This is a genomic window from Marivibrio halodurans, assembly GCF_017963645.1.
GTDB classification, from domain to species: Bacteria; Pseudomonadota; Alphaproteobacteria; order UBA8366; family Aestuariispiraceae; genus Marivibrio; species Marivibrio halodurans.
Window position 1 is genome coordinate 276,607 of sequence record NZ_JAGMWN010000001.1, and the last position, 23,350, is coordinate 299,956.

Annotated in this window: 22 protein-coding genes and 1 pseudogene; 5 read left to right on the top strand and 18 right to left on the bottom strand. The window is 58.3% G+C overall.

Going from position 1 to position 23,350, the window contains the following annotated elements; translation table 11 throughout:
- Positions 1 to 240, top strand: a pseudogene (locus KAJ83_RS19720) (transposase); the annotation flags it as partial.
- Between the two features lie 370 nt (positions 241 to 610).
- On the opposite strand, the gene KAJ83_RS01205 reads toward KAJ83_RS19720, so the two are convergent.
- The 13 genes from KAJ83_RS01205 to KAJ83_RS01265 form a co-directional block, all read right to left on the bottom strand.
- A complete protein-coding gene (locus tag KAJ83_RS01205; RefSeq protein ID WP_210680188.1) occupies positions 611 to 3,019 on the bottom strand; it encodes a phytanoyl-CoA dioxygenase family protein in 2,409 nt (802 codons plus the stop codon).
- Between the two features lie 29 nt (positions 3,020 to 3,048).
- On the bottom strand, positions 3,049 to 3,378 hold the full coding sequence (locus KAJ83_RS01210) for a hypothetical protein (protein ID WP_210680189.1): 330 nt from the start codon (positions 3,376 to 3,378) through the stop codon (positions 3,049 to 3,051).
- 83 nt (positions 3,379 to 3,461) lie between these two features.
- Positions 3,462 to 4,556: an ABC transporter ATP-binding protein gene (locus tag KAJ83_RS01215; RefSeq protein WP_210680190.1), complete on the bottom strand. Its 1,095-nt coding sequence runs from the start codon at positions 4,554 to 4,556 to the stop codon at positions 3,462 to 3,464.
- A 14-nt stretch (positions 4,557 to 4,570) separates the two neighbouring features.
- Positions 4,571 to 5,440: an ABC transporter permease gene (locus KAJ83_RS01220; protein ID WP_210680191.1), complete on the bottom strand. Its 870-nt coding sequence runs from the start codon at positions 5,438 to 5,440 to the stop codon at positions 4,571 to 4,573.
- Positions 5,441 to 5,698: 258 nt separating this feature from the next.
- A complete protein-coding gene (locus KAJ83_RS01225; protein ID WP_210680192.1) occupies positions 5,699 to 6,361 on the bottom strand; it encodes a class I SAM-dependent methyltransferase in 663 nt (220 codons plus the stop codon).
- Positions 6,362 to 6,430: 69 nt separating this feature from the next.
- Entirely contained in the window at positions 6,431 to 7,513 is a 1,083-nt protein-coding gene (locus tag KAJ83_RS01230; RefSeq protein ID WP_210680193.1) for an aminoglycoside phosphotransferase family protein, read from the bottom strand.
- Complete coding sequence (locus KAJ83_RS01235; protein WP_210680194.1) at positions 7,480 to 8,079, bottom strand: hypothetical protein; 600 nt, start codon at positions 8,077 to 8,079, stop codon at positions 7,480 to 7,482. Before KAJ83_RS01235 ends, KAJ83_RS01230 begins: the two co-directional genes overlap by 34 nt.
- A gap of 10 nt (positions 8,080 to 8,089) precedes the next feature.
- The gene (locus KAJ83_RS01240) at positions 8,090 to 9,130 is read right to left on the bottom strand and encodes a zinc-binding dehydrogenase (protein WP_210680195.1); all 1,041 of its coding nucleotides are present in this window, start codon (positions 9,128 to 9,130) and stop codon (positions 8,090 to 8,092) included.
- Positions 9,127 to 10,071 carry a transketolase family protein gene (locus KAJ83_RS01245; RefSeq protein WP_210680196.1) on the bottom strand — a complete coding sequence of 315 codons (945 nt, stop codon included), beginning with the start codon at positions 10,069 to 10,071 and terminating at the stop codon, positions 9,127 to 9,129. The genes KAJ83_RS01240 and KAJ83_RS01245 overlap by 4 nt, the downstream gene beginning before the upstream one ends.
- Position 10,072: 1 nt before the next feature.
- Positions 10,073 to 10,906 (bottom strand): transketolase, encoded by an 834-nt coding sequence (locus KAJ83_RS01250; protein ID WP_210680197.1) that lies wholly within the window; start codon positions 10,904 to 10,906, stop codon positions 10,073 to 10,075.
- Between the two features lie 29 nt (positions 10,907 to 10,935).
- On the bottom strand, positions 10,936 to 11,934 hold the full coding sequence (locus tag KAJ83_RS01255; protein WP_210680198.1) for a GDP-mannose 4,6-dehydratase: 999 nt from the start codon (positions 11,932 to 11,934) through the stop codon (positions 10,936 to 10,938).
- A gap of 11 nt (positions 11,935 to 11,945) precedes the next feature.
- Positions 11,946 to 12,587 carry an SIS domain-containing protein gene (locus KAJ83_RS01260; RefSeq protein ID WP_210680199.1) on the bottom strand — a complete coding sequence of 214 codons (642 nt, stop codon included), beginning with the start codon at positions 12,585 to 12,587 and terminating at the stop codon, positions 11,946 to 11,948.
- Positions 12,587 to 13,522 carry an NAD-dependent epimerase/dehydratase family protein gene (locus KAJ83_RS01265; protein ID WP_210680200.1) on the bottom strand — a complete coding sequence of 312 codons (936 nt, stop codon included), beginning with the start codon at positions 13,520 to 13,522 and terminating at the stop codon, positions 12,587 to 12,589. The genes KAJ83_RS01260 and KAJ83_RS01265 overlap by 1 nt, the downstream gene beginning before the upstream one ends.
- 296 nt (positions 13,523 to 13,818) lie before the next feature.
- Here KAJ83_RS01265 and KAJ83_RS01270 point away from each other — a divergent pair, with 296 nt between their 5' ends.
- From KAJ83_RS01270 to KAJ83_RS01285, 4 genes are all read left to right on the top strand, one after another.
- On the top strand, positions 13,819 to 14,598 hold the full coding sequence (locus KAJ83_RS01270; RefSeq protein WP_210680201.1) for a class I SAM-dependent methyltransferase: 780 nt from the start codon (positions 13,819 to 13,821) through the stop codon (positions 14,596 to 14,598).
- A gap of 152 nt (positions 14,599 to 14,750) precedes the next feature.
- Positions 14,751 to 15,677 carry a fatty acid desaturase family protein gene (locus tag KAJ83_RS01275; protein ID WP_210680202.1) on the top strand — a complete coding sequence of 309 codons (927 nt, stop codon included), beginning with the start codon at positions 14,751 to 14,753 and terminating at the stop codon, positions 15,675 to 15,677.
- The gene (locus tag KAJ83_RS01280) at positions 15,664 to 16,662 is read left to right on the top strand and encodes a class I SAM-dependent methyltransferase (RefSeq protein WP_210680203.1); all 999 of its coding nucleotides are present in this window, start codon (positions 15,664 to 15,666) and stop codon (positions 16,660 to 16,662) included. Before KAJ83_RS01275 ends, KAJ83_RS01280 begins: the two co-directional genes overlap by 14 nt.
- On the top strand, positions 16,659 to 17,630 hold the full coding sequence (locus KAJ83_RS01285; RefSeq protein ID WP_210680204.1) for a lysylphosphatidylglycerol synthase transmembrane domain-containing protein: 972 nt from the start codon (positions 16,659 to 16,661) through the stop codon (positions 17,628 to 17,630). The genes KAJ83_RS01280 and KAJ83_RS01285 overlap by 4 nt, the downstream gene beginning before the upstream one ends.
- Before the next feature lie 29 nt (positions 17,631 to 17,659).
- Here the strand turns inward: KAJ83_RS01285 and KAJ83_RS01290 are convergent, their stop codons facing one another.
- From KAJ83_RS01290 to KAJ83_RS01310, 5 genes are all read right to left on the bottom strand, one after another.
- Positions 17,660 to 18,469, bottom strand: coding sequence for a class I SAM-dependent methyltransferase (locus KAJ83_RS01290; protein WP_210680205.1), 810 nt, complete (start codon positions 18,467 to 18,469; stop codon positions 17,660 to 17,662).
- A gap of 31 nt (positions 18,470 to 18,500) precedes the next feature.
- Positions 18,501 to 19,241 (bottom strand): class I SAM-dependent methyltransferase, encoded by a 741-nt coding sequence (locus KAJ83_RS01295; protein WP_210680206.1) that lies wholly within the window; start codon positions 19,239 to 19,241, stop codon positions 18,501 to 18,503.
- Between the two features lie 20 nt (positions 19,242 to 19,261).
- Complete coding sequence (gene asnB, locus KAJ83_RS01300) at positions 19,262 to 21,145, bottom strand: asparagine synthase (glutamine-hydrolyzing) (RefSeq protein ID WP_210680207.1); 1,884 nt, start codon at positions 21,143 to 21,145, stop codon at positions 19,262 to 19,264.
- An 8-nt stretch (positions 21,146 to 21,153) separates the two neighbouring features.
- Complete coding sequence (locus KAJ83_RS01305; RefSeq protein WP_246484143.1) at positions 21,154 to 22,161, bottom strand: glycosyltransferase family 2 protein; 1,008 nt, start codon at positions 22,159 to 22,161, stop codon at positions 21,154 to 21,156.
- A 70-nt stretch (positions 22,162 to 22,231) separates the two neighbouring features.
- Complete coding sequence (locus tag KAJ83_RS01310) at positions 22,232 to 23,350, bottom strand: hypothetical protein (protein ID WP_210680209.1); 1,119 nt, start codon at positions 23,348 to 23,350, stop codon at positions 22,232 to 22,234.

Here is a 23,350-nt window from a genome sequence, read left to right on the forward strand (position 1 = left end):
CGGCAGGCGGTCCGAGACGCCGGCGCTCATCTCCTCTTCCTGCCGCCCTATAGTCCCGACCTCAATCCGGTCGAGATGATGTCCGCCAAGCTCAAGACCCTCGTCCGCAAGGCTGAAACCCGAACCGTCGAGGAAACATGGCGGCGCGGCGGAACTCTCCTCCACGCCTTCCCCCAGACGAATGTGCTCGCTACATCAGACACGCAGGGTAAGATTCAGTCTAAATCAGACGAATACTAATACCAAACCTTGTTGATCACGCCCCATGCGGATCGCGTTCGGCTTTGGTCGGGCAGGAAGGGTGGCGCGGGCGATGCAGGGCATCGTCAAGCCGCGCTGACGCCCTCCGACGGAAGCCGAACGCGACCCGAAGGGCGCCCTCCCGGGCCCTCGGACGGCGTTGCCCGCGCCTCGCGATGCCCCGCATCGCCACGGCATACCCTCCTGGCCGAGAGCCCGGGAGGGACGTCCCCATGGGTCGTGATCAACAAGATTTGGTATAAGGCGTGGGCGCTTGGGGCCGTGGCGGAATCAGTTCGATCCAGGAGATCATGCGATCTCGGCGAAACAGGGATGTGTCGGGCACGCCACCCTTCGGGGCGCGGCGAGGTTAAACCGTCAGCCCCGCTGATCGCGCAGCCTCGATCTGCCGATTGAGCAGGTCGCGCCACTCGGCGCGCTCCCGAATGCAATCCTGGAGATTGGCGAACAGGGTTTCGGCGAAGGGGCGAACCGCCTTGAAATTTGGCGCGGCCGACGCATCGAGTGCGGGAAGCTTACGAACGGCCGGATCATCGGGTGCATGCGCGACAACCTCGTTCGGAACGTCGATCTTCAACGCTTTCACGAGATCCTCGAATTGCTCGCCGATATTACGATATTCCAGCACATAGCCGTCCGGCCGATTGAGAACGATTGCATAGCCGATCACGTCGTTCATCGCCAACTGGAAGAGATTCCGCATCAACTCATCCCTGGGGATCGTCGGATAGCTCGGCCCCGCCTCAGCAGTCTCGCGCAGTCGACGAAGCATCACGCTCTCCTTGCCGCGCGGCGTGCGCCCATCCTTCGCTAGTCGATGCGTTGGTCCCCGGAACCGAAAGGACAGCAGGACCTCGCTATAGGGCCGGGTCAGCAGCACGGGTGTCACTTTCCGGTCCAATTTCGCGCGGATACCTTCGATGGCGGCTTCCAGGTCGTTCTCCTCGAGCGAGAAGATTAACTTCGAACCCGCATATCGCGCCGTGCCGGACCAAGTTGCGAAATCCGCTAGGAAGGTGCCGGACATATCTGGCACCATGCGATGCACTTCGTCGGGGGTCGCGTTCTTGGGTAGGCTCCAGCGATACTCAAAATCACTCGCGACGCCCGGCAGTTGATTGAGTAGGGTCGTCACCCAGGTCGATCCTGTGCGCCCATTCCCGATAAAGAGAAAACCACCCTTCAGGGCCCGCCGAGACGTGGCGGCATTCTTCTTTTCGGCCTTTGTCCCGGCCGCGCCGTCGCTGGCCCGATAATAAGGCGATTCCTTCCAATTCACGATGGTGCCTAGAACCTGTCGCGTCGGAAGGTCCATATTGACACGCCCTGCGACCAGGTGCTCTGGAACACTATCGCATTCACGCAGCGCCGAACTACGCGGCGACATGCTCACTTGATAACGCAAGGCCACGATCAGGCGACGCTTGCTTTGCGGCTGGTGAATTTTATGAAGCTGGAAGCCGTTGGAGGCAAGAATCGTCCCGGGCGGGCCCGTGAAGAACTTCTGATCCTGCTCGAACAACGCCAGCTTCACCGATTGCGGAATGTGATACCCATACCCGTCGAAAAAGTCGAAGACGGTGAGGTTGCGGTCGAGATGCGGGAAATCCTGCCCCTTTCGAAGAGCCTCCTCGAGCCGCTTGGCGACGACATCGAAGCGATGCGATCCTGGGATAAGGGCGTGCGGTCCCGATTCCATATCCACATCGCTTAGATACATATAGACCCAGAACATGCCGAAATCGTTCAGGTCGCGGTGATAGTCGCCGATAGTCACGCCGTCCGGAACGAGATGGTCGGTATGCGGGAAATCCCAATGGACATAGATTTTCGACAATAGAGGCGTCCCACCGAGATGCCGCCGCCCCACCTCCAACAGCGTTGGATCAACCGAGAGCTCGAGCAAATGCGGCGCGGCCATCGAATCGGCCAGGGAATAGCTGCCGTAGGAAAAGGCTTCGGCCCCATAGCCGACGAAACGTTGGATATTGTCCAGGCGATTTTCCGCCGTATGACCATTATAGACAGGGCGGCCAAGGAAATAATCGTAGACTTCCTGCAATTGCCGTTCGGTCAGTAAGGGATCGAAAGTCGTGGTGCCATGCTCAGCCATGTCCGACGCGTGACGGTCGATTTTCTGTGACGTTTCACTAAATATCGCGGTCCCGAAGCGGCGCCGGTTGATCATCGCGACCAGCGCGCCGACATCATGCCAATGGACCAGCCGTCGGAAGCATTGCTGCTTCATGGAATGGTAGATACCACCATTTTCAGGCATCTGTAGCCATCGCAACACCTGCGCGGTCAGGTCGAACGGTATGCGGCGCCGATAAGCCTCCGCGACGAGCGCCCTCGCGAATAGAACGTCATTATCCAGCGCGTCCGCGTCACCGGCACTGATCGCCTCGGCTGCCTCTTCTGCCAACCGAAGGCTGGCGGGCTGGAAATAGGCTCCAAGGGCATTGGCATGAATCTGCCAGAGACTGCCGGCCTCCGATGAGTAGACAAGTGGCCGGCTGAGTTTCGGCATGGTCCGCAACGCCTTGATGTAATAGGGTGCCACGCGGCTTTGTTCCGCATAGGCGACTTCAAGGTGCGCCATATCATGTGAATGATCTGCTTGACTTGGCGGTACGGTCGGCGCCGATGGCTCGGAAAACGCCGTTTCCGCAGCAGAATCAGGTGCCGCATTGCTCGCCTCAGAAACGGCGAAGGCCGGATCATTGAGCTTAAGGTACTCTGCCAGATCGCTCGGCACGGGCTCCTGTATCTGGCCGAGAAGGCTCGCTAGCCGTTTGGCGTGATCCATGCACGCAACGAGGGATCGTCGAATATCTGTCGGAGCGCATGCGCCTCCAGATCCGGCGGCACGCCCGCGCCGTCCTCCATCATCCGCGTATGCAATGCGATAATGTCGGAGAATGGGACCGAACGGCCGGCGGAAATCTCAGCCCGATAAGTCGCGACGAGATCCGATGGCTGCATGGACTCCTGGGCTTGGGCACTCTCCAGCGTATCGCTCGGGCTATTGGATTGCCCCCACCCGGCCGATACATCGGATTCGGCAAGCATACGCTTAAACTTGCCGAGAGAACGGCCCAGATAACCTTTAAGCACGGTACACCCCCAGTTCGTCTTTTATGGACGGCGCGCGCGGCATGCCTCATCCGGCGAGGTCGTATTGCAACACCGTATCCCTCTTACGATGCTATGCTCTCCTTGGACAGGATGTTGTCCACCTTCTTCGCAAGCTCCTCGTCGAGCGTTTCCCCATCACGAGATTCAATCCCGCGTTGCAGCGCCTCGCGGTTCGCCTCCATATCCGTCCCTTCCTCATATTCCGCGATGAGGGATCGGATTTTCACCTCGAAGGATATCGGCTTGTTCTGCTCCTGCAACAGGGCGACGTAGCGACGCCACATCTTAATGCTGTTCGGAGCAATGGTGAGGGCGTATCGAAGCCCTTGTTCCTCCAGTGCCGGGGGGGGAAGTTCCCCTCGGCTGGCCATGTCCACCGCCATGATATAGGCCTTGCGAAGGGCGTCCGGTGCCCCACGCTTTGCCCCTTCGATGATCTGGCTGCGGTAGTTTTGGACAAGCTGATCCGGCGCTCCATCGGCAAGGATGCGGCCGTGTTCCAGAACGATGCAGCGATTGCAGACCTTCTGCACGAAACTTTCGGAATGCGAGGCGACGACGAGAATGGATGAACGGTCGATCATCTCATTCATTCGCGATTGCGCCTTCTGCGTGAACCCCGCATCGCCCGTCGCAAGCCCCTCGTCCAATAGAAGGATTTCGGGTTCCACCGCCGTCGCGATGGAAAAGCCGAGCCGCATCAACATGCCGCTGGAATAGGTTCGAACAGGCAGGTCGATATAGGGACCGAGTTCGGCGAACGCGATGATCTCATCCGATTTCGCCGCGATCTCGCGCCGGTTCAATCCCAGATGAAGGCCGCAAATAACGATGTTTTCGCGACCTGACCCATCCATGTTGAGGCCCGGCGTGGAATTAAAAAGAGTGGATATCCGCCCGACCGCGCTGACCCTGCCCTGTGTCGGGCTATAAACGCCCGCGAGCAGCCGCAGCATCGTGGATTTACCGGCACCGTTGTGCCCAATGATGCCCAGCCGGTCTCCTTCCTTCAGGTCCAGCGTGATATCCTGTAGCGCGCTGACTATGCCGCGATTCGGATCGATCGTTCCGCCGATATCCGCGATCGTCCCGTCCTTCGAAGCGACAGGCTTTATCGGGAATTCTATCCAGGCGCCTTCACAAGTGATTCGTGTCATTCCTTGGACCCGCCTCAATACCAAAACGCGATTCGGTCACGAACGCGTCCGTAAATCCAGAATGTGACCGCCGTTCCTACGATCAATGTTCCGACGGCCCATATCCAGCTTACCGGGTCTGGCATTTGGCCGATCAACGGGTCTCGGACGATCCGGACGAGGTGATAGAGCGGGTTGTAATCCACCGCGTAAGCCAATTCCGGGCCGAGCATATCCTTCGGCCAGAGAATAGGGGTTACGAACATCGCGATCTGCATCGCGGAAGCCGCCGCCGGAACCACGTCGCGAGATCGCATGCAGATGATACCGACGAGTAAGCTGATCCAAACGCCATTCGCCACCAGCAGCAAGAGAGCCGGAAGCGCGAGAAGCGCGATCCAACCCGGCAGGAACTGGGTGACAACCATGATGATCAGATAAAGAAGGCAATGATGCCCAAACAGCAAAAGGGCGCGCCATACGTGCCCCATCGCGAAGGCGATGAAGGGAAAGCGTATCGACAATGCCGTGGCGCCGCTGGAGAGAATGCAATGGGTTCCCTCCACGACGAAATAAGACAGCAGCGACCAGACGATAAGGGACGTTCCGACATATCGGAAATGGTGTGTCGGATCCTGCTTAAGAACCACGGCCCAGATCGTTCCCATGACGAAGACGAAGGCACCCAGGGCGAGTGTGTGCCAGAAGGCACCGAGCTTCGTGCGCCGATATTTCCAGAGAACATCGATCCAGCCGCTATAGAGCCAGACAGGCGCGAGCCGTATCGATTCCCGGATATCCGATATTACCACGCTAAAGGAGCCGCCGCGCTCGGGTGTCGTGAATCCGGGTTTCGCCGGAGTACGCTTCGGACGACCTGCGGCCATGGAATGCTGCTCGTTCATGATGGTCTTCGTTCGCTTTCAAGCAGAGGCGGAATGCAACCGGTGAGGTCGCGATATCGTATTGGTGCCTGTCCGGCCGATATGCGGTCCGCCTCGGACGCGGCAGATAGCATGCGCGCCCAAGCAGGTCGAGTGGAATCCTCGCTGGTATCCTTCAGGCGAAGTCCCATGTGGATAGCGCCGTCTTCCAACGATCCGGAGGTGAGCGCACCGCGGGAGAGGGCTTTCCCCGACCCGCGGCGGCTCGTCATCGGAAAGTTATTCGAAGTAAATGAATTCGTGGTCTCCGCTATAGCCGGTCTTCTCGAACAGGAACCGCCACTCCTCCGGCGTATGGAAGGCGCGGCAGGTGAGCTGCCAATACATCAGATTGACCTTCTCGCGCTCGTTCCTATAGCCCTCGACGCAGATATATTTGGCGACTCGCCCCACACGCTCGATTTCCTGGAACGCGGACCATAGATCGGGCAGGTAGAGATTGTGCAGCGTGTTGATGGAGATCACGAGGTCGAAGTAATCATCGGGCCAGGGTAGTTCGGCGGCGGATCCAACCTGGCAGTTCGGCTTCACCGAATCCATGGTATGCTCAATGGCGTAGCTGGAGATATCAATGCCGGCCACCTCGACGCCCGGAACCGACTCCGTGAAGTCGTGCAGCAGGAACCCCTTCCCCGACCCGACATCCAGTATCCGCATGCCCGGCTTGATGCCATAAGATTCGACCATCGCATCCGCGACCTTACGCCAGCGCCCGTCATATTTATAGCCGCCATAGCCGGTCAGCCGGTCACCGTCCCAATAGTCGTAGCCGAACTGGATCGCGACCTCCGCCACCTCGGCCTTATCGATTTCGTTCACCCGCGCGATATAGTCCCGCTTCGTCGATTTATGGACGAGGCTGACGAATTCCTGCATGGCCATAGGTTCCCCCTTCGCGACCGGTTCAGTTTGGACGGTTTCAACAGGCAGCCGGTTTCAGTGCATCGCGCGCTAGCCCGGAACAGCCCTGTCGATCAAGAGTTTCGCTTTCTCGAGTTGCGCCGCGCAGCGTGCCGATCGTTCCCCCTGACCGGCGAAGCGGCGGCGTGCATCGTGATGCAGCAGGAAATCGTTTAGAACGATACAAGCCCATTTGATGCTATAGGCGGCACGAAACGCCATCATTCGTTCTCTGGCGGCATTACCCAGGGCAAGCCGATCGACAAGGATTTCGACGAACAAGTCGAAATACACGGAAGGCGTGGGGATCTCGGGGCAATTGAAGAAATCGCCCGCGAGCTTGGCCGGATCGTCCCAGCCCGCATATTCGAAATCGAGGAAAACGAGTCCCCTGTCCGCGGACCACAATGCATTGTGAAAGCCGAAATCGGAGGGAGAGGCAACGATCTCCCCTTCCGGCAACGGCGCGGCTGGATCTGCTCCCGCACGCGCGCAGGCTTCCATGAGAGCCTCCTTTATCCGCCCCCAAGCCGGGCCGAGCCGGTTACCGATGAGGGAACGGGCCGCCTCGATATGCGGTGCGTCGGGGTCGAGCATATCCAAGCGATCCACTCGCGCATCGATCCGCCGTATATGATCCGACATGGAAAAACATGCCTCAGACCCGTCATCGAGCGCCCCGCGCTCATGCGGTGCGTCGTTGAGCGTGCAGATGAAGTCGGACGCCTGCCGGATGTGGTCTTCCGTGATCGCCCCGGGCGCCAGTTTCTCGCCCCCGACGAACTCGTAAAGACCGATCCCGGCCTCCCTGTCGCAAGAAAGCGGCTGCGGCACGCAGCGCACGCCCCTTCCCCAGGCATAGGTCAGGAAGCGCCATTCCGCTCCCAAACGGTCGCGGGGATCGTCGGCATGCCGAAAATAGCTTTTCAGGACAAGGGGTTTATCGGCCGTTTCGACGCGATAGACGCGATTATTCTTCCCTCCGGCAAGAGCGGCCAGCCCCGTCGGAGCCCCCTGACCGGCCCGCGCACAAAGCGATGCCAGGGCGTCCGTCAGGGCCGGATCGTCCACCGGAAAATCAGCCGCCGCCGTCATAGGGATCACTCCAGCAGGGCGCGACGCATCGCCCCCCAATCCGAGAACCGCTCCTGCCCCCCTTCGCCCATCTTGGCGCCGACCGGATCGAACAGGATGCGCCGGCATTCGTCGGGGAAGCCGTCCATCGCCAGGATTTCCGGCAGGTCATCGATGAAGACGTCGACCGAAAGCGCCGCCGCGCGGGCCACCTTCTCCTCCTTCGTCAGTTCGAAGAAGGCGCGCTCGGAGGACAGCATGCCCGGGGCGAAGAACCCCCGAGCCTCCAGGAACCCCCGCGCGGCCGCATGCATGTCATAGTCGGGCCCCTTCATGGGATGCCGGGTCTTGTGACTGACGACATAGACGTCGTGCCCGCCCTTCACCGCCGCCGCGATGAAGTCCGCCACCCCGTCATAGGGCGAGACCAGATCCATCCGCGCCCCATAGACATAGCCCTGAAGCTCGGTGAAGGCATCCTTCTGCCCCGCGCCGTTCAGGTAATCCCGAACCGCGTTCTTGGATCGATCGATATCGGCCGGGATCAGCCCACGCTCCAGCGCGGCCGCGTGGAAGACGCCGTCATAATTCGCGATCGTGTTGTCGAAATCGACGCCGATGCGCATGGGATGCGGATCAGCGCTTCGACATGTCGATCAACGGCCGCGCGACGCGTCCGGCGGCAAGATCCTCGAGCGCCTGGGTCGCCTGGTCGAGGCTATAGGGATCGCTCAACAACCCGCGGATCGGGAAGCGGCCGCTGGCGAGCAGCTTGCCGAAGCGCGCATAGTCCCTGTCCGGCGCGCTGTCGCCGCCCCAGGTGCCCATCAGGCTCTTGCCCTGATTGAAGACGGAGGGGCTGATCGTCAGATCGTCGCCCAGCTTCGCATTGCCGATCACCACGACGCGACCGCCCTGCCCGCGCACGGCCTCGACCGCGCCGGCCATGACCTTGGAGGAGCCGGAGGCTTCCACCGCGAGATCGACGCCGCCGGGGGCGATCGCCTTGATCGCGTCCACGACATCCTCGCTCGTCGGGTCGATCACATGGGTCGCGCCATAGGCCTTGGCCAGTTCGCGCCGGGATTCCTTCGGATCGATGCCGATGATCGGAATCGCGCCGGCGAAGGCCGCCGCCATGCAGGCATTGAGCCCGATGCCACCGGTTCCGAAGATCGCGATGCTATCGCCCGCGCGCGCCTGAAGCACATTATGGACCGCGCCCATGCCCGTCGGCGCGGCGCAGCCGAGCAGGATCGCCGTCTCCGCCGTCAGGCCGGCCGGAAGCGGGGTCAGGCGGTTCTCGCTGACCACGGCATGGCGCTGGAAGGTGGTGACGCCGCCGGCATTCACCTCCTTGCCGTCCCAATCGTACTTGCAGCCACCGGTCTCAGCGCCGCCGCCCCGAATCCAGGAGAGGACGACCGCGTCGCCCTCCTTCACCTTGGTGACCCCGGCGCCGGCATCGATCACCGTGCCCGTGCCCTCGTGGCCGAGACAATGGGGCAGCCAGCGATCCGGCCCCTTGTCGCCCCGCCATTCCATCACCTGGGTGCCGCAGGCCCCCGAATAGGCGATTTCGACCAGAACCTGCCCCGGCTTCAGCGCGGGTATGCTCAATTCCGCCAGGACCAGCGGTTTCCCTTGTTCGACGAGGAGCGCGGCTTCGGTTTTCATGATACGGCGGAGGTCCTTTGTTCAACGGTTGCACAGACGCGCTCGGCGATCTGGTGGCCCGTCAGCCCGAGGCATTCACGGGCGAATTCCTGTTCGCCGGATTTCTTGAAGAACTTATCGGGGGTTCCGATACGCATGAGCTTGCGCGCATCGACGCCGGTATCGACCGCCCATTCCGCCACCGCCGCGCCGAGGCCGCCGATGACCGAATGCTCCTCGATCGTTACCACCCGCTGAAACCGCTGGAATGCGTCGGCGAGGCATGCCTCGTCCAACGGCTTGACGGTGTGGAAACTGACGACGCGTGTCGAAATCCCCTGCTCCCCTAGCAGACGGCCGGCCTCCAACGCCTCCGGCAGCATGTTTCCGGTCGACAGCAGACAGACGTCGGAGCCGTCCTCGATGGTGATGGCCTTGCCGATCTCGAAATCCTCGATCGGGCCGGAGTGGATGACCGGCTCGCCCTTCTTGCCCATGCGCATATAGACGGGGCGATCCTGGCGCAGGATCGCGCGGAGCGCGGCGCGAACCTCCCAGGCATCGCCGGGCGCCATCACCACCATGTTCGGGATGGAGCGCAGGAACGAAATATCCTCGCACGCATGGTGCGTCGGACCGAGCCCGGCATAGGACAGTCCCGCCCCCACGGCGACGATCGTGACCGGCACCTCGTGATAGGCCGCGTCGGTGCGGATCTGCTCAAGGCACCGCGTGGTGATGAAGGGCGTGATCGTATAGGCGACCGGCCGCATGCCGTTCATGGCCATGCCGGCGGCGACGCCCATCATGTTCTGTTCCGCCACGCCGCAATTGAAGAAACGGTCCGGCTGCGCGTCCTTGAACTTGTCGAACAGCTTGTTGCCGATATCCCCCGACAGCATCACGACGCGGGGGTCTTCCTGGCCAAGCTTCGTCAGCTCGTCTGCGAAGGCGTTTCTCATGTCAGATCAACCCCAGTTCACGATGCGCTTCGGTGACTTCCTCGGCGGTGGGCGCGCGATAGTGCCAGTTGTTGTCGTCCTCCATGAAGGAGACGCCCTTGCCCTTGACCGTATGCGCGATCAAGGCCACCGGCTTGCCGGAGCCGTTCGGCACATTGGCCATCAGTTCCGCCAGCTTCGCGACGTCGTGGCCGTCGACCTCGTGCGCGTCCCAGCCGAAGGCGGCCCATTTGTCGCGCAGCGGCGCCAGCGCCAGGGTCTCGTTCGACCGGCCGGTCGCCTGCCACTTGTTGTAATCGACGATGACGCAGACATTCTCGAGCTTCTGGCCCGCGCCGAACATCGCGGCCTCCCAGACGGAGCCCTCGTTGTTCTCGCCATCGGACAACAGGGCGAAGACGCGATAATCCTGCCCCTTGATCCGGCCGGCGAGCGCGGAGCCGAGGCCGATCGGCAGGCCGTGTCCGAGGGAGCCAGTCGCCGCCTCGACCCCGGGCAGCAGGTTGGCCGGCGGATGCTCCGCCAGCCGCCCGTCATCCTGGTTATAGGTGGCGAGCTCTTCCTCCGGGAAATAGCCGCGCATGGCGAGCGTGGCGTAAATCGCCATGGCCGCATGCCCCTTGGAGAGGATGAAACGGTCGCGCTTCGGGTCGTCCGGACGCTTCGGATCGATGCGCAGCGCATGCCAATAGGCGGCTGTCAGGACGTCCACGCAGGACAGCGACGAGCCCAGATGGGCGGATTTGGACGCGTGGCACATCTCCACCACGCGGCCGCGTATGCGCGCGGCCTGGGCGCGCAGGGCCTCCCCGTCCGGGCTTCGATCTAGGGCCATGGCTTCCATTGGACGCCTCTCTCGATGACTTAGGGCTTGTGAATATAGTCGGACGGCAGATTGGGCAGTTCGCTCTCGAAGCGCCTGGCCCAGGCGATGCAATCGGCCACGCCCTCCGCGAGACCAATCTTGTCGCGCCAGCCGAGTTCGGTGCGAATCTTGAAACTGTCGAGCGTATAGGCCGTGTCCTTGCCGGCCCGCTCCGGTCCGATATCGACGCAATCCTCGAAGGAGGCGCCGAGCTGATCCAGGATCGTTTCGACCAACTGCCGGATGGAAACAAGCTCATAGCCGGAGATGTGATAGCAATCGCCGGGCGCGCCGTTGAGCGCCACCTTGTAGGTCGCGTCCGACACGTCGTTCATATGAATGAACACGCGCACGGACTTACCGCCGCCATCCAGCTTCAGACGCTTGCCCGTCATCGCCGCGTAGATCGTGCGCGGGATGATCCGGTAGAGCTGCTGGCCAGGGCCGTAGACATTCGCCGCCCGGGTCGAGACCGCCGGGAAGTCGAAATTGTCGACATAGGTCTTGAGGCTCATATCGCCGGCCGCGCGGGAGACCGCGTAGGGGGTCGAGGGATTGTAGGGATGATCCTCGCGCACCCAGCCCTCGGTCGAGCCATAGACCTCCGGCGTCGTCACATGCACGTACCGGTCGAGCCCGTCATAGCCGCGCAGCAGATTGTGCAGCCGCACCGTGGAAACCACGTTGGTGCGCATCCAATCGTCGGGATGGTCCCAACTCTGCCCCACCATGCTCTGCGCCGCGAAATTGACGACATGAGTCGGACGTTCGCGCTTCAGAAGGGCGCCGAGCGTGTCGAGATCGTGATTGATGTCGATCTTCTCGAATCGGACGGCGCCGCCGTCCTTGCGCCATTTATAGGGCAACAGCGCGTCATGCGGCTCCGCCGAGCGGCTTCCGGCCAACACGTCATAGCCGAGGCCCGCGAGATAGTCACAGAAACTCGCCCCGGAGAAGGAGTTCGACCCGAGGACTAGAAAACGTTCGTTACCGGCCATCAATCCCCGCCTTACGAGCTTTTGCCTTCGACGACCTCATGGCGCTTCGTCCAGAGGTACTGCATCAGCATATGCCCGATAACGAGCTGCGCATCCTCGGCGATCTGCATGTCGTCGATGGCGAAATGAATCGGCCGGTCGGCCATCGCCTTCGCCTTGCCGCCGGAGAAGCCGAGCACGGCATAGCTCTTCATGCCGATCCGCTTCCCCTCCTCCAGGGCGTTCAGGATGTTCGGGGAATTCCCGCTGCCGGAGAAGCAGATCAGGATATCGTCCGGCCGCGCCATGACGCCGAGCTGAATCGAGAAGATCTGATCATAGCCCTCGTCATTGGCCAGGCAGGTAAGGACCGCCGAGTTGGCTGGCAGCGCATGGGCGCGAATGCCGGAGCCCGGAGTCTTGCCCAGGGCATAGACGAAGTCGTTGGCGAGGTGGATCGCGTTGCCCGCGCTGCCGCCATTGCCGCAGAAGAAGACCTGCTTGCCGGTCTTCCAGGCGTCCAGCATGTCGTCCGCCAGCTCCGCCACCTGTTCCCAGCTATAGCCGGTCAGCGTGTCGGACAGGCGCTTCGCATAGGCGGAGAACATGCCGTCCGGGCCGCCGGACCGGTCGTCCGCCGGACGCTCTACCGTCGGTGCTTCCGTTACGCTCATCACAGCACCTCCTCTTGCATCCAGTTCAGATTGTAGAACGAGGGCTCGTTTTTCAGAACCCCCTGGGAATGGAGGCCGGCCAACTCGCGAATGGCGTCGCGTACAGTCTTCTTCGGCCGGAACCCGGTGGCGAGCAGCTTATCCGAATTGACCCGGTAGGAACGCGGATCATTGGACGGAGTCACGACGACCTCCGCATCGACATGCTCGCCGACCATCTCGGCGATCTCGCGAATCTTCAGGTTCTCGAACCCGGCGTTATAGACACCGGTGTGCTGGGGATTGTGGAGCAGGAAGACGTAAAGATCGGTGATGTCGTCGATATGGATGTTCGGCCGGGTTTGTTCCCCGCCGAAGACGGTGATCTTGCCGTTCTCCAGCGCCTGCATCGTCAGCATATTGACCGAGACGTCGAGGCGCATGCGCGGCGAATAACCGCAAACCGTCGCCGGGCGCACGATCTGGACCGTCATGTCGTTCTCGTAGGAGAGCACGATCCGCTCGCCGCACATCTTCGTCTTGTTGTACTCGGACAGCGGGAAGAGCTCCAGATCCTCCGTCACCTGCGGCTCGTCCGACACGCCGTAGACCGAGCCGGAGGAGGCGTAGATGAACTGCTTCACGCCGACGCGCTTCGCACGGTCCGCGAGCTGCATCGTGGCGAGGCAACTGATCTCCCAGGTAAGCTTGGGGTCGAGATCGCCGCACGGGTCGTTGGCCACGCTCGACAGATGGATGACGGCGTCCACGCCCTCCAGATCCACCTCGTCGATATTGCGGATATCGCCCTTGACCATGGTCAGGTTCGGGTGCGGCAGCAGATGATTGCCGAACCACTGGATATCGAAGGCGACGACTTCGTGCCCATGCTCCAACAGCTTCGGCACCAGCACGGTCCCCTTATACCCACACGCACCGGTCACAAAGAGTTTCATGTCCTAGACCCCATTCCAAACACCCTCTCCGACCATGCCCGAAATGCACATGCCCGGTACGCCAGCGTGCTACCGGGTTAGCCGTCTCCTTTCAACAGAAAACGGGCCAGCGCGGGAGAAAACACCCCTGACGTACAGGATGGCGACAGATTGTCTCAGCCATCATCTATCTCGCGTAAATTTAAACCCTGCGTATAGCTGAGAGGCATTGCCCCCCCCTGCCACAATCCCCTATACCGTCTCGGATTTGACAAACGATCCTTCGTTGCTGGCACTCTCGTAACAGGCGAAACATCATGAGCGTAGCGAAAAATCGTCCCCCAAACCCTCAGCAGCAGCAATACGAAACAATCCACGACGCCTATGAGGTGCATTATTATGACGCCTCATCAATGGCTTACCGCCATCGTTTTATCTATGGCCCTCTCGTCGCCGGATTGGATTTAACCGATGCCTCCCTTGCGGATCTCGCATGTGGCAGCGGGCATAATTCACTCGCCATGCGCAGCTATTTCCCGACCATAACAACAACGGGATATGATATTTCTCCGTCGGCTTGCCGCGATTACGAGACTCGCACCGGCGGAAACGCCCATCAGATTGACCTCACCGTTCCCTACAAAGCCGAGCAGACGCACGATGCCGCCCTTGTCATTGGTGGGCTACATCACTGCGTCGCCGATCTCGATGCAACGTTTCGCAATGTGGCCCAAATGGTGCGCCCCGGGGGATATTTCCTGATGATGGAACCGAATGACGACTTCATCCTGAGCGTCATTCGACGAGTCTGGTACCGACGCGATCGGTGGTTCGAGGCCGATACGGAAGAAGCGCTCAAGCATGATGAGATTGCGTCGAGGGCGGCCCCCTATTTTACTCCCGTGAGAGTCGAATATTTCGGGGGGCCAGCCTTCTACCTTATTTTGAATAGCCTTATCATGCGTATTCCGTTGAAAGCGAAGCCCTTTTTGAGACCATTTCTTTTCCCGTTGGAGCGAATCTATAATCTGTTGCCTGGTCGAAAACCCTATGCGGCGTTCCTGGCCGTGTGGCGGCGTAATGAGGTTGACGTTTAGAATGTCTCATTCGTTCGGCGGAATCTCTGGTTCATTATAAATCAATGTCCTATGTAGGGGCATTGGTGACAGTGTGCTCGAGGCTGCACTGTGCTAACGAGATTTGGGTAGCGAATATGACGGTCTCTATCGCCAAGGTTCGTGCAAGTATCATGAAACAAGGGCTCCCCAAGGATTGGTCGCGGGTCAGCAATTGCTATGGGGTGGCCATATCGTCGCGCATTCTTCTGCCGTTCCTCGGCGCCTTCGTTGTGGCCCCCTATCTCGTCACGTTTTCGCCTTGGTTGGCCATCCCTGTTGTTCTGACGATGGGAATCTACGGCTACAAGATCAGCTTTATCCTACATGACTGCTCGCATAACGCGCTATTCTCGAGAAAGTCCGTCAACCTATGGGTCGGGCGTGTCTGTGGGTGGATGGTTGGCGTCAACTATGATGTGTTCCGCCAGACTCATCTCTTGCACCATAGCCACAATGGCCAGGGCCTTGACCCTCAGCATGGCGAAGTGAATGGGTTTGGTGGAGCCTCGCGGGGTAAGCTGTTGCATCATCTGCTGACCCCGCTCCTAGGCATGCGCGCGCCGGAGATAATCTTAGGCTATGGCGGCGGGTACCTCGAGGCGGAAGAAGGCGAGCAAGCAACCCTCGAGCGTGTTGCCGACGAAGGGCGCCGCACTCGTATCCTCTGGCTCGGTGGCACGGGACTCACGCAAATCGTCCTCGCATTGATTGTCGCGAATTTTGGCATGGTTCCATGGGCCGTGCTGCTTTACCCGTTGGCTGTCGTAACGGTCGGCTTGTTTCTTGCTCGGATGCGGACCTTCGCTGAACATTGCAGGCCGGAAGGGGTGGAAACCCCCGACTTCACGCGGTCTCACCGACCGAACTGGGTCGATTCCCTGCTGCTATACGATGCACATTTCAACTATCATCTTGAGCACCATCTTTTCCCACAAATTCCATCCAACCGCCTGAGAAACCTCTATGATAAGTTTGGTGAGCAATATCATACAGAAGCGACGATCGCATCGTCGATGTTTGCAACTGTGGCGCGGCGGGTGCTTGATGCGCGAGGGTAAGCAGCAACAGGAGCGGCCTGAAACAACCGTCGGCATGATCGAGACTCGGGAGGTTGATTGCGTGCTTTGTGGCACGTCGGAGGTCGGTGAAGAGGTCTGTGTGACGAAGGACTTCTGCTACGAGACCTGCGAAAATGAATTCCATTATGTCGCTTGCGCAAATTGCGGCCATCTCTATTTAAAAAACAGGCCGGCTCTTTCAGAGCTTTCGACGATCTATCCAAAAAATTACCTTACATATGATTACGAGAAATCGCTGGGCAATCTGATCTTCCGTCTTCGGAATGCAGTCCAAGCGCGCAAGATCGACCCGATCGCACATTATGCGCGCCCCAACGACACGATCGTCGACATCGGGTGCGGCGCGGGTGATCTCTTGCGGCTCATGCGCCGGTATGGTGCACCGGGTTGGCGGTTGGTTGGCGTGGATTTTTCCGCCGAAGCCGTCAAGCGTGCGAGAGCTGACGACATCGAGGTCATCGAAGGTCGTATTGAGGCGTTGCCGGAGAACACGCTTAATGACGTCGGCGTCTTTGTTATGAACCAGTTGATTGAGCACGTCGAAGATCCCGGTGAGGTCCTGAGGAGCTGCGCTAGTATGTTGCGTCCCGGCGGGGTTCTAATAATGGAAACGCCCAACCATGCGGCTTGGGACCCACGTCTTTTTCGCTCACGATATTGGGGCTGTTGGCACGCCCCTCGTCATTGGAATATTTTCGACGCGGAATCGCTTGGCAGCTTGGCTGAACGCAATGGGTTCGAAGTTGTCGCGGAGGACTACACCCTCAATCCCTTTGGCTGGCTGCATAGTATCCAGTACTGGATGCGTGAACGCGTCGGATGGTGGCGTCTGGGCCGTAAGTTTGACGTCGATAACGTTTTTGCCCTTGCTGCAGCGAGCGCTCTTGATGTGCTCCAAAAGCTCTTCTCCGGGAAAACCTCGAATCTTCGCCTCATTTGTCGAAGGCCGGAGATGGAAAGGTGAAATTTGTGCTCTCACCGAGGGGGCGGAAGTATTTTGTCATCGTTACCAAGATTTTGGTGACTGCAGCTATTTTAATCTTCATAGCTAAGCTCGTTGAATCGGATGAGATCTTGGTTACGTTGAGTGGAATAGATATTCCAATGGTTATTCTTGGGGTCTTGGCAATGTGGCTCAATGTCGCCCTATCTGCTCTACGTTGGCAAGTATTTCTGGGTTTTTTCCGTGTCCGAGCATCTCTTCTTGATTGTATGCGTATCTATGCTGAAGCAGTCACACTTAATCTAATACTACCCGGTTCCGTTGGTGGCGATGTATTCAGGATCTATAAGCTAGGACGAGAACGTGGGAAAGGGCGGTACTGGGAGATTCTTAGTTCAGTCCTCGCGGATAGGTTTTGCAGTCTTTTGATTCTAATAGCACTCTGCGCGGGCACTCTAACATTACATGGAAATCTCGTAGGCGTTCAATTGACGATCATATGGGGGCTGGTGGTTATGCTCGCACTCGGTTTCGTGTTCGTCTATGCCTTCCCTATATCGCGCCATTGGATGCGTAATTGGGCCTATCGCTTACTCTCCCGATTGGTTTATATCGTGCGACGTCTTTTTCGTGGCCCCAGACGTATTGGACTTGCATTGTTTCTATCCATAAGCGTTCAAATACCTATACTTATGAGTATGTATTTTTCGATATTATCTGTTTCTATTGAATTGGCTGACGTTAATATTGTAATTCTATCTACAACGCTTGCGACTCTCGCAGCAATGATTCCTGTTACCTTGGCAGGTTTCGGAATGCGAGAAGGCGCCATCGTTGTCGTCTTGACTTTATTCGGAGCAACGCCAGAACGTGCGGCGGCAATCGCGGCTGTTTTTGCGGTTTGCACATTAGGCCAGTGTTTACCCGGACTTCTGTCTTGGCTTTCTTTTCGATCCAAAGCCTTTTTCTTCTCAAAAGCCCCTACTTGATCGTGCGTTCCATCCCACCGTAGTAATGGTTACATACCTCGATTATAACCAACAACAGTCCAACTGTACCCGTGGCGGTGATGTGTAGCGATATCGGATAAACCACAAGACGACAGGAGGTCAATTGCTTCCTTTTGAGAATAGTATTTTGCATATGCTGGTTTCAATTGGTCGTATATAACAAGATATCTTTTTTCTCGAGAGAATTTCCCGATCACGTTTCTCATATAACCACGAAGTGGAACGGGGAGCCAGTGCGCCATCCATATATATCCGCTAAGTATTACATTTAAGGCATGGCAAAGAATAGAGAGAAGGCCGTGAGGTAGCCTAGAGGTTACTACCCTAAGCGGCAAAAAAAGTCCGAGATATGCTTCATTACCTTCTTTTCCATATAACCATACAATCATTAGCCCGTCATCTTTTAGGCATTGACGCGCCCTTTCGACGACTTCTTTAGCATTTGGTATATGGTGTAGAACGCCGATAGATAGTATCATATCGTAGGAATCGTCTACCGGCATCTCTTGGCCTGGGGCTTCGACATATCTAATTTGATCGGCTAGGTCCTCTGTATTCTTCTTGAGGACGTTCATTGAGCGAGAGGGTTCAATAGCCGTCACATGTTTAGCACCTGCTCCTAAAAGCATCCGAACGATGCGTCCGGAGCCACTACCAATTTCAGCTATACGCTTATCGTGAATTTCCTGAATTGGGACTAGTGGCTCCAAGATATCAGCCAAAAGCTCTACTGACCCATAATAGCCTTCATTTCCAGTGTATCTCGTCCACTGGTCGCCAAAATCCTCAATTGTTCGTTCTCCTAGATCATTCTTCATTTTAAGACGGTCTCCATTTCAAACCGGTTCATTACTCGCTTTCAGGGCGCTGCGCTAATACCAAAACAGAAACTCCGAAAGGTATTCTTATGAACGGAGCGGTCAGGCAATCCAACGTAAATAAAAATAATAATATTTCATTTATTACAGGCGCATTAAATCTATTTTCACTCTTTTGGGGTATCTTTAGCATTGAAATAATCCGGCGAACCAAAAAAATCGGTAGGAATAGCAGGAAGTTGAAATAGTAACTCCGCCGTACGCGCAGTCTGGAGACAGCGACCAAGGATTCGAAGCCCTTCTTACGGTAACGCCGCTTGTGATGCGATAGAATATCCTGGGCACCCCACAGACTTTGAAAGGCTGGAACGGTCATCAGGACGTAACCTCCGGGCCGGACGACTCGGAAAATTTCCGAAAGGGCCCGGGCATCGTCATCGACATGCTCGACGATATCCGTCGCGAGTACGAGGTCGAAATGACCATCCTTGAAGGGCATTTGGCAGATATCACCCTGCCTCACCTCCCCCAGCCCCTTATCGCGGCAGAAGCGAATCGCTTCCTCGCTCATATCGAGGCCTGTCACATCAGAAAATCCCATATCCCGCATAAGCCGTAGGTTGGTCCCCGTGCTCGTTCCAACATCAAGCACACGGGCGTCCCGGGATACCCCTGCCCGGCCTATCTCTCGCGCGAACAGCCTTCGGCGGCCCACGAACCACCAATGGCGTTCCTCCAGGGCCGCTTCGGCAGCGTAGGTTTCTCTATCCATAACCGGCGCGCCTTCTTCCCCTATGCCGGCACTGTCGCCGCCATGGCGGGTGATCGATGGGCTGCGCGCTGAAGGCTCCACCATGTCCACATAAAAAGCCGATAATCCGCCCGCCCAGTGCGGTGAGCCTCCCAGGCATGTCGAGCCCAACCGGTATCGGTACCGGGTATCGGGAACATCGGAATCTCCTGTGGCACCTCGCACATCCAATCAGCCAGTGGAATACCAAAGCCCTTTTTGCGCCGATGGACGATCTCGGTCGGTAGAAGCGGCTCCAGCGCCTTCTTCAGCAGATATTTACGCTGGCCGTTCCGGAATTTGAAGCGGTTCGGTAAGCGTTGGCAGAATGACACAAGATCATTATCGAGAAAGACCGCCCGCGATTCCAAGGAGGACATCATACTGGCCCGATCGGACTTCGTCAGGATGTCATCCTGCAGATAAATCTGCGTGAAGAACTGGAGCAATCGGTCAATCCGTCCTCGCGCGGGGCCCGTCTCCCAAAGATCCATCGCTTCGCTATAGACTTCTTCCATGGGCATCGGCTGATCGAAAAGTTCGGTAGCCTCCTTAGAGTCGATCGGCGCCATCCAGGCCGGTGCCCAGGCCGATTCCGGATACGAGAGACCGGCCAGCGTCCGACGCAGCTTGAAGTCGAGGCTCATGTTCCGACCGGAACGGGGAAGCTGCCCGGCCAGCCAACGAAATATCTCGTGAAGCGGCCGCGGCACTGTCCGGCTATAGAGCGCGGCCGGTCCCAAGGCCGCGAAAGGATCATATCCGGCAAAGAGCTCGTCGCCGCCGTCACCGGACAGTGCGACTGTCACATGCTCACGTGTGAAGGCGCTTAACAGATGTGTCGGAACGATTGAGGCATCGCCAAGTGGCTCGTCGAGACCGTCGAGCACAGACGGGATAAGGTCCCGTGCGTGACCCAGGCTAAGCACACGGGACCTATGTTGTGTTCCGACATGCTCCGCGACTTGAGCAGCGAAGCCTGATTCGTCGTAAGAGGCCTCTTCGAACCCGATCGTGAAACTGCGCAAGGAATCCGCCGGAACATGTGTTGCTGCGGTGGCGAGGATGCCGCTCGAATCCAGCCCGCCACTCAGGAATATCCCGATCGGCACATCGCTGACCAGACGCCGCGCCACGGCGCGGGTCAGAAGTTCGCGAAGCTCTTCCGCCAGCACCTCCTCACCGCGTGCTGCGAGGTCCTCATCCGGTTCGAGATCGAACCGCCAATAGCACATAGTGCAGTGATGACGAGTGCGCAGATCGACGGTCATGAAATGACCCGCCGGCAACTTATAGGTTTCGGAATAGAGGGCATGAGGCGCAGGCAGATAGCCGTAAGCGAAGAGCTTCTGGAGCGCGGTGGCCGAAATTTCCGTTCCCACGGCGCGGTGGCAGGTCAGCGCGCTGAGTTCGCTGGCGAAGGCGAACAATTCGGAACGGGCGCTGTAGTAGAGAGGCTTCTCTCCGAAGCGATCGCGCGCGAGATAGAGGCGTTCCCGTTCCAGGTCGAATATCGCGAAGGCGAATTGTCCGTTCAGTCGCTCGGCCAGGCCCTCGCCCCATGCCCGATAGCCATGGATCAGGACTTCCGTATCGGAATGGTCGGTTTCAAAACGGTGGCCGCCCCCTTCCAACTCAGCACGGAGATCCTCGAAATTGAATATCTCGCCGTTGAAGACAACGCACAGGGTGGCGTCGCGGCTCCACATCGGCTGGCCACCTCCCGCCAAGTCTCGGATCGCCAACCGCCGATGCCCTAAGTGCAGCCCCCGGTCGCGGTCGATATGGAAACCTTCCGCGTCGGGGCCGCGATGGGTTAGGGCACGCGTCATCGCCTCCAGGTCGGACCGGTCACCGACACCCACGAATCCCGCGATACCGCACATGCGCGCCGTTAGTCCTTCTGACCGTTACGAAGAACATCCACCATATAGGTGGTCTTCCCCTGTCCTTCGAAGTAGGTGCGAACAATGACCTCCGCCAAAATGCCCATCAACACCAGGATCACGCCGATCATGAACAGCATTGCCGTCATTAGGGGAAGCGGTGTCGCGATAAAGGAAACCCCCTCGAACAGCTTGAGGAAAACCGAATATCCACCGGAAAGAAACGCCAGGGCTATAGAAATGAGCCCCGCCCCCCCGAAGAAGTGAATCGGTTTCGTCAGGTAGCGGTCGAGGAAACTCACGAGCAACAGGTCCAGGACGACCTTGAATATACGCTTCAAACCATATTTCGATTTACCGGCCACGCGCGCACGGTGGTTCACGGCCATTTCAGTCACACGGCCGCCCATCCACTTCGTATAGATGGGAATAAAGCGATGCATCTCGCCATAAAGCCGGACATCCTTGATATAGCGTCGACGATAAACCTTCAGGGAGCAGCCATAGTCATGCAGGCTGACACCGGACACATGCGAAATCAGCCAGTTAGCTGCTTGGCTCGGCAGTTTCCGCGATAGCATCGTATCCTTGCGGTCACGACGCCAGCCGGACACCACGTCGAATCCTTCGTCCAGCTTGGCCAGCATGGTGGGGATGTCCTTCGGATCGTTCTGACGATCTCCATCCAACCCAACCAGCAACTCGCCGGAAGCGTGGTCGATCGCCGCGGACATCGCCGCCGTTTGGCCGAAGTTCCGCACGAAATGAATAACGACGACGCGCGTGTCCGCCGCGGCCAAATCATCGAGAACCGCACGCGTCCCATCACTACTACCGTCATTGACGAACACCAGTTCGAAGGCGCGCCCATCACCTTCCAGCACCTCGACGAGTTCGTCGTAGAGGGGTTTGATATTCTGGTCCTCATTATAGAATGGAACAAGAACAGATATTTCGACCGACGATCCTGACGCGCCCTGCTCCGGTGTCCGTCCATCATGGTCCCGCATGCTCATGATGCCCCTACTCCCCATATTCTCGCCCCAATATCGTTGCCCCCGATGCACGTATGCGTGGGATCACACACTAGCTCCTGTTCGCCGAAGCTCCCCCGCCCCGGACTGGGTAGATCACCGCGACCTTGCCAGTACAATCCTTGATGGCATCACGATCCACATCCGGAAGACCGTTCACCAAGAAGAAGACATCCTGGTCCGATAGAAATGCAGCGAACTCCTCACAGACCGGCTGCCACGCCTGGAAGCTTATCACGCGTGAGTCCCTTGCGCATTCAAGGTCGATTGTCCCTCCCCATTTGGATTCCGTCCAATCCTTCCGAGTCGCGGTTAGGCGCTCCGTCTCCTCGGAATTGCATGTCGGGGAAAGCGCTCGCCACTCCCGTAAAATGGTTTCGGCCTGTTCTAAGCCTGCTTCCCCATAGGGTTCCGGCGGAAAGATGATCGCGAGGGCACCAGTACAATCCTTGGGCACGGTCTTCGGGTCGAGTTCCATCCCATCAAGGAAGAACGATAGATCATTCTCCCGAATAATATCGATCAAGTCTCCACAGATCGGTGGCCATACCTGGAAACTGATCACATGCGTTCCCTGCGCGCATCCAAGTGTCACGGCCCCCCCCCATGCGGATGTTTTCCAGTCCGCGTGCGAAGCAGTCAGGCGCGCCGCTTCCTCCGGATCACAAACCGGGTCCTTTTCGCGCCATTCGCGTAAAATTTGGTTCGCCTGCGCGAAGCCAGCCTGCGCATATGGCTGTGGCTCGAAGAAAATAGCGAGAGGACCAGTACAATCCTCATCCGCGACGGGCCCATCAACCTCTTCGCCATTCAAATACAAAGTTTGCCCGCGTTTACTGCTGATTTTGACGATATCAGCGCAAAATGGCTGCCATACAGGTACGCTAACAACACGAATTTCACCAAGGCACATCAGTGTTACGTCCTGTCCCCAGATCAAGGTTTTTAACGCAGGACGCCCTTTGAACACATCGGACAGTCGATCTGGATCACATGTCGGCGATTCTTGACGCCATATGTCGACGATTTTTGCAGCTTGCTCATAGCCATGTCTTGCCAGCAAGGATGTCTGAAAATCCTTGGCCAGAAAAAGTATGCTGGGGGGAATAATGAGAAGAGAAAAGGCCAGAATAATGCTTTTCATTAACTTCATGCGCTGAGTCATCACCAT